Annotated in this window: 10 protein-coding genes, 1 tRNA gene and 1 pseudogene; 3 read left to right on the forward strand and 9 right to left on the reverse strand. The window is 67.2% G+C overall.

Annotated features, from left to right (window positions below; genetic code table 11):
- Window positions 1-101: 101 nt before the first annotated feature.
- From QK444_RS20935 to QK444_RS20950, 4 genes are all read right to left on the reverse strand, one after another.
- Window positions 102-527, reverse strand: a complete 426-nt coding sequence (locus tag QK444_RS20935; protein WP_282782837.1) for a DUF4189 domain-containing protein — start codon at window positions 525-527, stop codon at window positions 102-104.
- A gap of 395 nt (window positions 528-922) precedes the next feature.
- Window positions 923-1,795: an SDR family NAD(P)-dependent oxidoreductase gene (locus QK444_RS20940; protein ID WP_282782839.1), complete on the reverse strand. Its 873-nt coding sequence runs from the start codon at window positions 1,793-1,795 to the stop codon at window positions 923-925.
- A gap of 285 nt (window positions 1,796-2,080) precedes the next feature.
- Window positions 2,081-2,842 carry a tetratricopeptide repeat protein gene (locus tag QK444_RS20945; protein WP_282782841.1) on the reverse strand — a complete coding sequence of 254 codons (762 nt, stop codon included), beginning with the start codon at window positions 2,840-2,842 and terminating at the stop codon, window positions 2,081-2,083.
- Window positions 2,843-3,121: 279 nt separating this feature from the next.
- On the reverse strand, window positions 3,122-3,967 hold the full coding sequence (locus tag QK444_RS20950; protein ID WP_282782842.1) for an alpha/beta hydrolase: 846 nt from the start codon (window positions 3,965-3,967) through the stop codon (window positions 3,122-3,124).
- A gap of 95 nt (window positions 3,968-4,062) precedes the next feature.
- On the opposite strand from QK444_RS20950, the gene QK444_RS20955 reads away from it, so the two are divergent.
- Together QK444_RS20955 and QK444_RS20960 are read left to right on the forward strand one after the other, a co-directional pair.
- A complete protein-coding gene (locus tag QK444_RS20955; RefSeq protein WP_282782843.1) occupies window positions 4,063-4,779 on the forward strand; it encodes a TetR/AcrR family transcriptional regulator in 717 nt (238 codons plus the stop codon).
- Between the two features lie 115 nt (window positions 4,780-4,894).
- Window positions 4,895-5,578, forward strand: coding sequence for a DUF6461 domain-containing protein (locus QK444_RS20960; RefSeq protein WP_282782844.1), 684 nt, complete (start codon window positions 4,895-4,897; stop codon window positions 5,576-5,578).
- Window positions 5,579-5,921: 343 nt separating this feature from the next.
- Here QK444_RS20960 and QK444_RS20965 read toward each other — a convergent pair.
- The 5 genes and pseudogenes from QK444_RS20965 to QK444_RS20985 all read right to left on the reverse strand — a co-directional run.
- Window positions 5,922-6,874 (reverse strand): annotated as a pseudogene (locus tag QK444_RS20965) (IS3 family transposase); the annotation flags it as partial.
- 460 nt (window positions 6,875-7,334) lie between these two features.
- A tRNA-Arg gene (locus QK444_RS20970) sits at window positions 7,335-7,407 on the reverse strand.
- 114 nt (window positions 7,408-7,521) lie between these two features.
- Complete coding sequence (locus QK444_RS20975) at window positions 7,522-8,532, reverse strand: HEAT repeat domain-containing protein (protein ID WP_282782845.1); 1,011 nt, start codon at window positions 8,530-8,532, stop codon at window positions 7,522-7,524.
- Window positions 8,526-9,185: a HEAT repeat domain-containing protein gene (locus QK444_RS20980; RefSeq protein ID WP_282782846.1), complete on the reverse strand. Its 660-nt coding sequence runs from the start codon at window positions 9,183-9,185 to the stop codon at window positions 8,526-8,528. The genes QK444_RS20975 and QK444_RS20980 overlap by 7 nt, the downstream gene beginning before the upstream one ends.
- 33 nt (window positions 9,186-9,218) lie before the next feature.
- A complete protein-coding gene (locus QK444_RS20985) occupies window positions 9,219-10,682 on the reverse strand; it encodes an NAD(P)/FAD-dependent oxidoreductase (RefSeq protein WP_282782847.1) in 1,464 nt (487 codons plus the stop codon).
- A 499-nt stretch (window positions 10,683-11,181) separates the two neighbouring features.
- Here QK444_RS20985 and QK444_RS20990 point away from each other — a divergent pair, with 499 nt between their 5' ends.
- Window positions 11,182-12,819: a long-chain fatty acid--CoA ligase gene (locus QK444_RS20990; RefSeq protein ID WP_282782849.1), complete on the forward strand. Its 1,638-nt coding sequence runs from the start codon at window positions 11,182-11,184 to the stop codon at window positions 12,817-12,819.
- Window positions 12,820-12,881 lie beyond the last annotated feature (62 nt).

The following is a 12,881-nucleotide window of genomic DNA, read 5'->3' on the forward strand; positions in this document are numbered from 1 at the left end:
CGCCCGCCACGGGCTGTTTGGGCTACTCGGGCGTGTGTCGGCCGACGGCTGGGGGTTCCTGTCGTCGGCCGACGATCAGGCGAGGCGAATCGGTTGTCCGCTCAGCCCGAGTGGGCGGTGCATTCGGTATGCAGCACCGTGGGGAACGGATCGCCGCCCGCGCTCATCGAAACGAAGTCCGGAGGACCGAAGGCGGCCATGGCGGCACCCTCGGCGTCGCCCCGGGTGAAGCCCGCCCCGCCCAGCAGTACGCCGTTGCGGATCGCGATGGACCCGCACCCATTGGCGAACCGCGCCTGCACGGTGCAGTTCTCCGAAACGCACTTCGACAGCACCTGGCCGTCGGAGTCCGCCCAACTCGGGTAGTTGAGCGCCCAGATGATGTGGACCTGGTCCCCGAGGATCTCCGAGGCCATGGATCCGTAGAAACGCCCGTCGGAACCGGGCTGTGCCGCCGCGATCCCCGGACAGGCCGTGGCGACGACGGCCAACGCGCACATACCGAATACCCTGTGCAACAGGCTCATCAGCGTCTTCTCCCGCGAAGGGATCCGTCCCGCCACCGTGTGGTCCGTGCGATCCGGATCCGGGTCGACAGTGCCGATTCGTCGAACTCTCGCGATCGCCGCGCTCCTGAGTCGCCGCGACCACCGCAACCAAGATCAGTTCACCGATCGCGAACTCTACGCCGTACCCGATCCGCTGTCTCGATATTCAGACCAAACGGTCTGGGTGCACCGCATGGGCGGGGTCCGCGGACACGGGAAGCCTGGCCGGCGCGTCCCATGTCTCGGTCGTGCACCGGCCAGAGCCGCGTCTCCCACGGTCGTCTCCTTCCTGCGCCGTGAGTCGAACTCGCCGCGATAAGTCGGTATTCGACCGGTGCGACAGCCGTACTCCAGTCGCTGGACCCGGCCGCCGGTTATGCGGGCCAGGTGAATTCCGGGTCGGTGAGGTAGTCCTCGCGACGGGCGTCGAGGGCCATGGTGACCATCTGATGGGCAGTGGGGCCGATGACCTTGCGCAGCGGCGGGTTGGGGTCGTCGACGAGTGCCAACAGGGCGGTCGCGGCGACTTCGGGTGCGGCATCGGCCCATTCGTCCTCGGCGGCAGGCGTGGTGTCGGTCGCGGGCGGCTCGGCGGCAGGCGGTGCGGTGGTGGTGCCGGGGTAGTCGGGCATGCCGAGGATGGCTTCGCGGATCGCCGCATAGGCGGGAATGCCGGTGGCGAACTTCATGCTCGATGTGGCCCAGTCGGTGTCGAAGCCGCCCAGTTGGGCGAGCGTGACCTTGATGCCGAAGGGGCGTAGCTCGTCGGCGAGCGAGGCGCTGAACCCCTCGAGTGCCCATTTGCTGGCGTTGTACATGCTGAACAGCGGCAGCGAGCCGACCGCGCCGACGGTCGAGATCTGCACGATGTGGCCGGAGCCCTGGGCGCGCAGGTGTGGCAGCGCGGCCTGCGAGACCCAGAGCGCGCCGTAGAAGTTGGTGTCGATCTGGTCGCGGATCTGGGCTTCGGTGAGTTCCTCGAGCGCGCCGACGAGCCCGTAGCCCGCGTTGTTGACGATGACGTCGACGCGGCCGGTGACGGCGAAGGCCTTGGCCACCGTGGTGCGGACGCGGTCGCGGTCCCGGACGTCGAGGGGCAGCACGGTGAGCCGCCCGGTGGCCAGGTCGGCCATGGCGTGTGGGTCACGGGCGGTCGCGACGACGGTGTCACCGGCGGCGAGCGCGGCCACGGTGAAAGCACGGCCGAGACCGCGGTTGGCTCCGGTGATGAACCAGGTTCTGGACAACACAAATCCCTTTCGTCCGGCACTCGCGCCTCGAAGGAGTGGTCGGCAGAGTTGAAACGAGACGTTGCGTCTCGATGATGGGGCAACTCTGCGCCATGTCGACCGATTTGTCAAGACGAGACGTATCGTCTTGTTTAGATTGCCGTCATAACCTCGTCGATCTCGCCCGAACGTCCTCGACGCCGCCGACGCACTGGTCGAGACGGCCACAACCCGTGGACGGCCCGTTCGCGCGCACAGCCATGCCGGTCCCGACGTGCACCGACGTAAGCCGCAGGTCCAGGCTCAGAAGATACCGGTGATATACGGAAGGCCACTCGAAGTGAAACCCGTCAGCAGTCCGTTCATTTTCTCCTCGGCGTGCGGATGCCCGGCGGCGGCAGCGGAGCGATAGAACCGCGCGGCCGCGCTCGGGTCGCGCACCTCGAGGACGACAGCGAGGTTGTACATGCAGGTGGGATCGCCCACTTGCGCGCCGGAGCGCCACCACCGCTCGTACTCGGTGGTCTGACCGCGGCGGAAGTACAGGTTGCCGAGGTTGTTCATGGCCGGTCCGGAACCAGCCTCGGCCGCGGCGAGCAACCACCGTTCCGCATCGTCCTCACGACCCAGCTCCGACAACAGGTTGGCGAGGTTGTTCATCGCCTGGAAGTCGCCGGCGTCGGCCGCCTGCCGGTAATACTCGATGGCTTCCTGCCGGGCGCCTCGTTCCGCGAGCAGGTACCCGAGGTTGTACGCAGCCGTCTGGTCGCCTGCGGCAGCGGCAGCGCGATACCAGCGTTCGGATTCGGTGAAGTCTCCCTGCTCGGACTTCAGGACACCGAGATTGAACATGGCCCCCGCGTCCCCAGTTTCTGCCGCCTGCCGCCACCACGTCTCGGCGGCGGACTCGTCACCTCGCTCGACCGCGATCACTCCCAGCGTTCGCATCGCCCGGACGTGTCCAGCCGCCGCCGCCAACTGATACCGGTGCTCGGCCTCCTCGGCACGCCCTTCATTCATCAGCGACTCGGCATGCTCGAACGCATCCGCGGCGACGTCACTCACGGCCGCTCCTCCCTGGCGTCAGGCGTTCAAGCTACCAGCGGATACGCGGGCGACCGGTCCTGTGGTTCGGGAAGTCCGGGCTGATCGCATCGGGTCGGTCGGGCTGTTTCCGCGCGATCCGGTTCGCGCGGCGAACGCGAGCTCGGTCAGGATGGGCTGACCCGCATATTCGAGGGCAACCCGCTCGCACAACTCCACCGCGAGCACGGCCCGACCGTCCGGCCGCGCCAGTCATGGCCGACCGCTCGGCGCAACGCCGGCGAGGCCCTCGGGGCTCGCTCAGTCGGCGAGCGCTCGAGCCCGACGCAGCACAGCGCGCAACGGTTCGACGAACTGTTGCGGCTGCTGGGCGAAGCCGGTGTGATCACCGGGGAACAGCGTCGGTTCCACACCCAGCGCCGCGGCCAGCGCGCGTGTGGTGCGGTCGCAGAGTTGCCCGGCCGAGTCCTCACCGATGCCGGCCACGATCGAGACGCCCGACCGGCGCAGCGCGTCGATATCGGGCCGGTATCGGGTGGTCGCCCGCAGTTCGTGGGCGAACCACCGGCGTTCGTCGGCGAGCGCGCGGGGATCGCGCTCACCGCCGAACATCATCTCCAGTACCTCGGCGGGGAGGTGAATGTTGGCTTGCGTCATGAATTTCCCCCAGGCGCCGAGCACATCGCCGCGCAGGTAGGTGGCGATCATCTCCTCGGTGCCCGCATGCAGATCCTCGGCATCCTCGAGAAGCTCCACCACCGGGGGCTCATGTGCGATCACCGTGTGCACCTGATCGGGTCGCGACCGAGCGAGCTCGAGCGCGGTGACCGCACCGCCGCTGGACCCGAACACCGCGGCGGGTCCGGCATCGAGATGGGTCAGCAGTCCGGACAGGTCCGCGGCGCGCAGTTCCGGGGTGGTGTCCTGTTCGCGATCGTCGAGCATGCTGCGATTGCTGCCGCGTGGATCGGTGGTGAGCACCGTGTAGTCCGCGGCGAGCAGGTCTGCCAGCGGTGCGAAAGCGTCGGCGTCCATGGGTGCGCCGATGAGCGCTACCAGCGGACCCTGCCCGCGCACCTCGTAGTGGAGGGTCGCGTCGGCGACACGGAGGGTGTGGGCGGGGGATGCTGTCGAATTCCGGGTCATCGTGGGTGCTCCTGACCATCGAAGGAAAAGTTAACTGAACAGTACAGTAAAGAAGAACTGTACTCAACAGTTAAAATTGTGGCTAGAATGGTCTCGTGGCCAGAGCAAGCAGCACCCCGGCACCGACCGGCAAACGCGCCGCGCGCAGTCGGCAGGCGATTCTGGCCGCGGCCCGGGAACTGTTCGTCAACTCCGGGTTCGACACCGGTATGGACGCCATCGCCACTGCGGCGGGCGTGTCGAAAGTGACCGTCTACAACCATTTCCCGAGCAAGGAAGAACTGTTCACCGAGGTCGTCGGCGAGGCCATGGACCAGGCGCGCGCGAGCCTGGCGGAGGTGCGCGCCGAACTCGCCGCCACGATGGATCCGCGCGAGGCGCTGCTGCGCGCGGCCCGCAGCCTGATCGACTCCGCCACCGACCCCTCCCGATTGGCCCTGCGGAATCTGGTCACCGGCGAACTCCGCCGCTTCCCCGACCTCGGCCCGGCCTACCAGCAGCGCGGCCCCGCGCTGTCGGCCGCCGCGACCGCCGAACTGCTCAGCGACCTCCGCGACCGCGGACAACTGGATATCCCCGATATGGAGGTCGCGGTCGCCCAGTTCTTCGCGCTCACCATCTACCCGCACCTGATCGTCGGTTCGCTCGGCTCCAGCATCCCGCCCGATGCGGCGGACAAACTGCTGACCGAGGGCGTGGAAACCTTCCTCAGTCGCTTCCGCGGCCGTGGTCTGGGTGTCGCTCGCGCCGAGTGCACATCGCAGCCGAGTGCCGCAGCGCGAACTAGCACGAGCAAACCGGAACGTCCGTGAATACGTGACGGTTGATGAACGGTGCAGTCCAGATCGTGGGGATCTGTGTCTGCCAGTTTGTTGACGCTTTCGAGGCTGAGGTCGATTGTCGGTGCGGCCTGCCACCATGGCCTGTATGACGACAGCCGATCCTTGGGCCCCGTTCGAGTGGCTCGCTGCATCCGAGATCCAAGCAGGCCCCCTGGACGTGATCTTCAGTGTGTCCTTCTTCCGCGGGCTCGACCCGTCGGAGGTGGTGCGTCGCTTCAACAATGGCGAGGACTCCAGCCAGGAATTGGACTTCGAACAGCTCAACGACAGGATGGTTGAGTTCCTCGAGAAGACCGGCGGCGGAAGCGGCGGTGGTCACGTGGGCGTGTTCCCGGCCGGTGAGTGGAGCGTGGCCATCGAGCCGTACGGGTTTTGGGCGACCGATCGTGATGTGCTGGCGGACCTGTCGCGAGGATGTGAGGTCCTGGCGATCACACGCCACGACTACGCCAGCCACAGCCTCGCGTACGCAATCGACAGCACGCTTGTTACCGCCCACGACTTGGAGATCCCGTACAACCGCTGGGGCTCCGATCCCGACCGACTCAACGATTACATGCGTGAGCTGGGAATGGTGCTGGATAGCTCGGACAATGAGACCGACTGGGATGCTGTCACGAAGATCAACTACAACATCGCCGTGCCGAGAGCTTTCGCCCTGGCGGCCAAGGTCACTGGAGTGTCGTTCACGCCGGTCATGCTGAACCAGCCTCTGCTCGTGGGACCTATCGCCTACCGATGGCCACTTCCCGGCCGCGGCGCCACATAGGGCCAGACCTAATGAACCCGAAGAGTCACGATAGCGGGGCTTCGCCCCGGGACGATCGTTCGTACGTCTGCCATGAGCATCATCGCGCTGTGCGAAATACAGTCGGAACGAACGAACCGCGTCAGGTTAATGGCAGAAGCCCCGTACTTGTGCCAGAACGATGGCAATACGTCAGGTCAACTGGCAACGGACACCCGCTCGCCGACCTCGGCATAGCGGGGTTTTCGCTGCTGGCTATGCGGGTGAATCCTGACGGCGGGTACTGCGAACCCTGGGGTCAGTCTCCGAGATTGAGATCCACTGGAATCGGCGAACTCTGATGTCACCGCAGATCGTGTCCGGCTTGCGACCCGGCGTCGCTGTGATGAATCGTGGACCCGGTCCACGGACGTCCCTGGCGTGCCCGCAAGGCCGCCGCCTGGCGGATCGCCGACTCCACGAACGCGGTCTGTTTGCTGGTCGAACATTCCCAGCCCACGATCCGCCCCGCGAAGGCATCGACGACGAACGCCGTGTAGACGAAACCCCCACTCGCCAGCCGCACGTAGGTGAAATCGGCGACGACCAGCAGATTCGGGGACCGAACCCGGAAGTTGCGGTCCACCAGGTCCGCCGCTCGACTCCCGGCCGGATCGGCCTCGGTGGTGCGAATTGCCTTGCGCCGCACCACACCCCGCCACCCGTGGACGCGCATCAACCGCTCCACGGTGCAGCGGGCCACCGGGATTCCCTCGCGTTGCAGATGCCCCCACATCTTCTCCGCACCGTAGAGCGATTCGGGTTCGCGGCGACCGTGCTCGTCCGGCTCGTAGTAGCCGGCCAAGATTTCGGTGATCGCGGTGTCCCACAGTGCCCGTTTCGACGGCGGCCGCGACAGCCAGGCGTAGAAGGTTCTCGGGGCGATCTTGCAGCCGTGCGCGGTCAGCGCACGGCAGATCGGAACGACCCCGAACCGAGCCCGATGCTCGGCAATGAACGCGCAGACTACTTCTGTCGCGGGTCGCTCGCCCGCGCGAAGAAACTTGTTGCTGCCGAGAGGATGTCGATCGTCTGCTCCAGCTCGGCGATCTTGCGTTTCTGCTCGCGGATGATCCGGGCCGCCTCGGTCGACACACCGTCGGAGCGACCCTCGTCGACCTCGGTCTGACGAATCCACTTCCGCAGCGTCTCAGCGGTCATCCCCAACCGGGACGACACGGCCTTGATCGCGGCCCACTCGGTCGGGTAGTCCTCACGATGATCGACGACCAGCCGGACTGCCTTGGCCTTGGTCGCCTCGTCGTACTTCGATGGCATGATCTGCCCATCCTCTCAAGGAAAGAGGTGGGCACGGAGCACGGGGCGATTCATCCGGACGGCAGGGCGATCGACAACGACGACCTCGTCGAGACCGCGGAGTTCAGTCCGGGCGATGTGCTCCGAACTGTACGGCCGGCGATGCCCGCGATCGCCCTCGTCGAGATCGACGACGTTCTGCACCTGCTCACGCGGCCCCAATTGAGCGGTGTCCTGCCACTCAGGCGCGACACCTACCGCGTCGGTACCCCGACAGAGATCATCCGTAACCGACTGCGCAAGCTCGCCATACTGGTGGGACGGCTACGACAAGAACTGGCAGTTCTGAACTTCAGCCACGTGGAGAAATACGCGCTCCAGGATGTCCTTCGAAGTCAACGGATGCGCCACTCGGGCAACGAGATTGGGCACGTATTGGGCACATGCGGCCGACACCGGTGCAAACATGCAGGTCAGGCTGTGCCCTCGGCAGGATTCGAACCTGCGACACCCGCTTTAGGAGAGCGGTGCTCTATCCCCTGAGCTACGAGGGCCTGGGTCGCGGCGCGGGGCGCCGCCTACCTGGACGCCGGGGAGTCTACCGGGTCACCGGGGTGAGGGCAGCATGCATGGGGGTGGGGGTGTTCGTACAGGGGTTTTCGGGGTGGTCAGGGGGTTTGGGCGGTGGGGCGGTGGAGGAGGGCGGTGGCTATGCCGGAGACGGTGCGGTCGGGGTCTCGGGTGAGGTGCTGGAGGGTGGGGGTCGCCAGGGAGGTGGGGAGTTCGGCGAGGGATTGGGTGAGGCGGATTCGGGCGGCGGGATCTGTTGGGTGGGCGGTGAATTCGTTGGTGAGGGCGGTGAGGATGGGGGTGGACCAGGCGGGGTCCTGGGCGAGGGCGCCGAGGATTTCGGCGGCGTCGATGTCGTTGGGGCCGGTGGCCACGGTGTGGACGAGGATGGGGATGGACTTGGTGATGCCGCGGGCGCCCGCGGCCAGGGCGGCGTGGCGGCGGATGCCGGGGTCGGGGTCCGTCAGAGCCTCGGTGAGGGCGGCGGTCGACTCGTTGCCGGGTAGTTCGGCCAGTGCCAGCACCGCGCGCAGGCGGATGGTGGCGTCTGCCGAGCGCAGACCGCGAGCCAGATGCGAGACGCCGTCACCGCCCGCGCGGGCGAGCGCCCAGCGCAGCGCGCCGGCGACATTGGGGTCGGATTCGGTTAGGACCGCGTCGGCCAGCAGGTCGGCGGGCATCGCGGCGTCCTCGGCGGGGGCGAGGACGGCCTGCTGGCGGCGGGCGGCGTTGGGGGAGCGCAGGGCGTGCAGGAGTTCGACGATGCGCAGCACGTCCTGCCAGTCGTCGGGGTTGGCGGCGTCGACCGTGCGGAGGCGGTCCAGCAGTTCGCGTTCGCGGGCCAGCCGGTCCTCGGTTTTCCGGATGAGGTCGCCGACCAGGGTGGCAGGGCTGAATTCGGGATCGTCGAGCGCGCGCCCGATCTCGCGTAGGGACAGTCCCAGGGAACGCAGCCCTTCCACCAGGAAGAGGCGGCGGATGTCGGCGGCCGCGTACTCGCGGTAGCCGCCCAGCGTGCGGCCTGTCGGCTGGACCAGGCCGAGCGAGTCGTAGTGCCGGAGCATGCGGGCGCTCACGCCGAGCCGCCGCGCCACCTCACCGATCAGCACGCAGTCGCCTCCTTCCGATCCGGTCCGAGCGCCACGACCCGGCGCGCCTCGTCGACGGCCAACTCGAAACCGGCGTCCGGATCGCGCAGCAGCCGCTCCGTGGCGCGGGCGTGTGCGTGGACCGCCGCATCCGGGCTCGCGGCCGCCGCGTGCAGAACCGGTTCGATCACCTCGCCCAGCGTGACCAGCGCGCGGCTCAGGCTGAGCTGTAGCTCCCGGTCACCGCGACCGAGCAGCGCACCCAGTTCGGTCGCCAGGCTCGTCCGCTCCGCCTCGGGTACCAGAATGACAGCCGCGCGCCAGGCGCTGCGTGCGACCTCGTCGTCGGCGTCACGAAGCAGTCCGGTGGTGATGTCGGGCCACACCCCGCTGTCCCCGATCTTGGACAGTGTGTGCAGTGCCTGACTGCGGGCCTGCGCGGACTCCGCCCGCAACTCGGCGCGCAAGCGCGGGACGGTGAGCTCCGGCGGATAGCGGGTCAGCGCCCAGGTGAGCATGTCGCGCACGAAGAAGTCCGGCTCGATCGCGCACCGGGCGACGAGTGCGTCGACGACGTCCGGCTCGCGCCGGGTGCCGATCGCCAGTGCCGCCGCGAGCCGGGTGGACGAGTTCTCGGCGGCCAGCCCGGCGAGTAGTCCCTCTCGTGTGTTCATGCCGCCACTGAACACCTTGTCACTGTGACAAGGTCAAGCGCGCGCGGCCACCTCGTAGTCGCCCGGCTCGAACGTGCGGGTCTTCCAGCGGAACAGCACGGTGGCGCCCGGCCAGTTGTTGGTGATGCGGCCCGAGGCATTGCGGTACCAGCTGGAGCAGAAGTTCCAGGGAGTGTCCTTCAGGCGGTGCTGGAGCCAATCGTCCCAGGACTGTTCGATATTCGGGCGGGCGGACACGAAGCTGCCCGGCCGCCGCGCCAGATAGCCGATGGCCTGGCGGATGTAGCGGGCCTGCGCCTCCAGCATGTAGATGATGGAGCCGGAACCCACATTGGTGTTCGGGCCGTACATCATGAACATATTCGGGAAGTGCGGTACGGACATGCCCAGGTACGCGCGGGCACCCTCGTCCGCCCACTCGTCGGACAGTTTGCGGCCACCCAGTCCGTAGATGTTCATCGGCGCGAGGAATTCGGTGCCCTTGAAACCGGTGCCGTAGACGATCACGTCGACCGCGTGCTCGACGCCGTCGGCGGTTCGGATGCCGGTCGGTGTCACCGCCTCGATGGCCGTGGTCTCCACGGTCACGTTCGGCTGCGCCAGCGCCGGGAAGTACTCGTTGGAGAACAGGCCGCGTTTGCAGCCCGCCGCGTAGTCGGGGGTGAGCTTGGCACGCAGCTCCGGATCCGGGACCTGCTTCTCCCGGTGCCGGTCGGCTATGGCGATGACGGGCGACTTGATCGCGGGGATGTCGGTGAGCGCCAGCGCCAGCACCTCGAAGAAGGACCAGATGGCGAACCGCTCCGCCAACCGCACCGGCGGCACGTATTTGAACAGCGCGTGGTGCAGCGCCGAATACTCGGTGTCGAACTTCGGCAGGATCCAGGCCGCCGAACGCTGGAAGAGGGTGAGGTGCTCGACATTCGGCTGAATGGCCGGAATGTATTGAATGGCACTGGCTCCGGTGCCGATGCAGGCCACCCGCTTGCCGGTGAGATCGACGCTGTGATCCCACTGCGCCGAATGGAAGGCCGCGCCGGTGAAGGAATCGATACCCGGCAGATTCGGCATGGCCGGTCGCGACAGCTGGCCCACGGCCGGAATGAGAATGTCGGCGGTGCGGGTCGCACCGTCCGCGGTGGTCACCCGCCAGACGCCCGCCCGCTCGTCGAATTCGGCGTCGGTGACCTCCACGCCGAACTCGATGTGCTCGGGAATGCGGTACTTGTCGGCGACCGCGCGCATGTATTCGTGGATGTCGCGCTGATGTGAGAAGCGGCGTGGCCAATCGGATTTCGGCTCGAACGACCACGAGTACAGCGGGGAGGGCACATCGCAGGCCGCGTTCGGGTAGGTGTTCTCCCGCCAGACGCCGCCCAGATCGGCGGCCTTCTCCAGCAGGGTGAAGTTGCCTATGCCGTGGCGGCGCAGTTCCAGCGCCATGCCCAGGCCCGCGAAACCCGCGCCGATGATCAGGATGGACGGCTCACGACTCATACACCGACGGTAGAGGGCCGGGTGGTCGGTAGCGAAGACATCGCAGGACATGGAATCGGTATTTTCGGCCACCGTGATCGGTGCGGCGGGGTACCCCGGGCGGCACTGTCTCAACCAGCGGGTCTGTGCTCGACTGGACAGCCCAGACAGTAGCGCTTATATTTCACGGAAGAATTTACTTCAATTTGCTTGTCTCGGTACGGGATTGGTGTTTTCTGCGGCGCCGCAGGGGGTGTCGTTGCCCATCGATGCCGTGCTGAGACCTCCGGGTCGGCTCGGCGCTGCGTGGGGCGGCGGCGTGTCGACATTCAGCTTGCGGGCGGCGAAGGTGGGGTTCGCCGCCCGCAAGCTGGCTCACTGACTGCGGCGCACTGCCTTCACTTTCTCTGGTCCGGGCATGTTTGGTACCCCCCGTCACACGATGTCCGAATTCGACTATCCTCGCCGGTTAGTGACCTGTCTCACGGTCACTCAGGGAAGCGCGAGGGAGCGGTTGGAAATGTTGAGCACCATGCAGGATGAGCAGCTGTCGCTGGCGACGCTGTTGCAGTACGCATCCACCTTCCAGGGCGACAGCACCGTGTCCACCTGGACCGGGGAGGGCGTCCGGACGCAGACCTACCGGGAGATCGGGGCCGATGCGGCGCGGCTGGCCAATGCCCTGCGTGGACTCGGCATCGGCGTCGGCGATCGGGTCGGCACCTTCATGTGGAACAACAACGAGCACATGGTCGCGTACGTGGCCGTGCCCGCCATGGGCGCGGTGCTGCACGCCCTGAACATCCGGCTGTTCCCCGAGCAGCTGGTCTACGTGGCCAATCACGCCGAGGACCAGGTCGTGATCGTGGACGGCACGCTGCTGCCCATGTTCGCCCAGTACCTGCCCAGCCTGAAGACCGTGCGCCACGTCATCGTGGCCAACGGCGACGCCGCCGCGCTCACCGCTCCCGAGGGCGTGCAGGTGCACTCCTACGCGGAACTGCTTGCCGCGCAGCCGGATACCTTCGACTACCCGATCATCGACGAGCGTTCCGCCGCGGGCATGTGCTACACCTCCGGCACCACCGGCGACCCGAAGGGCGTCGTCTACTCGCACCGCTCCAACTGGCTGCACGCCGCCCAGGTGTGCGCGCCCAACGGCATGGGCTTCACCGCCGACGACACCGTGCTGGCCATCGTGCCGCTCTTCCACGCCAATGCCTGGGGCATCCCGTACGCCGCGCTCATGTCCGGGTCGAATCTGCTCATGCCCGACCGCTTCCTGCAGCCCGCTCCGCTGCTGGAGATGATGGCCGCGGTCGAGCCCACCTTCGCGGCGGCCGTGCCGACCATCTGGGGCGGGGTGCTGGCCACGCTGGCCGCGCAGCCGCAGGACATCTCGCATCTGCGCACCTGCGTGGTGGGCGGTGCGGCGGTGCCGCCGTCGATGATGCACGCCTTCGAGGAGAAGTTCGGCGTGAAGCTGCTGCATGCCTGGGGCATGACCGAGACCTCGCCGCTGGGTTCGGTCTCGCACCCGCCGACCGGCACCGAGGGCGACGAGCGCTGGGCCTACCGCTACACCCAGGGCCGATTCCCGGCCGGCGTGCAGGCGCGGCTGGTCGGCGACGACGGCAATGTCGTTCCCAACGACGGTGTTTCGCTGGGTGAGCTGGAGGTCAAGGGACCCTGGATCACCGGCTCCTACTACTCGCCCGACGGCGCGCAGGTCGACCCCGACAAGTTCCGCGACGGCTGGCTGCGCACCGGCGATGTCGGCAAGATCAGCCCCAATGGCTACCTGACGCTGGTGGACCGCTCCAAGGACGTGATCAAGTCCGGCGGCGAGTGGATCTCGTCGGTGGATCTGGAGAACGCGATCGTGGGGCACCCGGCGGTCGCCGAGGCCGCGGTCATCGGCATTCCGGACGAGAAGTGGGATGAACGGCCCCTGGTCGCGGTGGTGCTGGCGGAGGGCGCGGCGGCCAAACCTGAAGAGCTGCGCGAATTCCTGGTCGACAAGTTCGCCAAGTGGCAGCTGCCGGAGTACTGGACCTTCATCTCCGAGGTGCCGAAAACCAGTGTGGGCAAGTACGACAAGAAGCGGCTGCGCGGTCAGTATGCCGACGGCGAGCTGACGGTCACCACGTTGTCCTGATCAATTCCGATCGAATTCCGATGGCGGGTGCGACTTATCGGTCGCACCCGCCAACGGCGTCT

This window comes from Nocardia sp. CC201C, assembly GCF_030010695.1.
Taxonomy (GTDB): domain Bacteria; phylum Actinomycetota; class Actinomycetes; order Mycobacteriales; family Mycobacteriaceae; genus Nocardia; species Nocardia otitidiscaviarum.

Coding starts and splice junctions, on each gene's coding strand:
- QK444_RS20935 (WP_282782837.1), bottom strand. CDS start 527: ATGAGCCTGTTGCACAGGGTATTCGGTATGTGCGCGTTGGCCGTCGTC.
- QK444_RS20950 (WP_282782842.1), bottom strand. CDS start 3,967: ATGACCCGGAATTCGACAGCATCCCCCGCCCACACCCTCCGTGTCGCC.
- QK444_RS20960 (WP_282782844.1), top strand. CDS start 4,895: ATGACGACAGCCGATCCTTGGGCCCCGTTCGAGTGGCTCGCTGCATCC.
- QK444_RS20980 (WP_282782846.1), bottom strand. CDS start 9,185: ATGAACACACGAGAGGGACTACTCGCCGGGCTGGCCGCCGAGAACTCG.
- QK444_RS20985 (WP_282782847.1), bottom strand. CDS start 10,682: ATGAGTCGTGAGCCGTCCATCCTGATCATCGGCGCGGGTTTCGCGGGC.
- QK444_RS20990 (WP_282782849.1), top strand. CDS start 11,182: ATGTTGAGCACCATGCAGGATGAGCAGCTGTCGCTGGCGACGCTGTTG.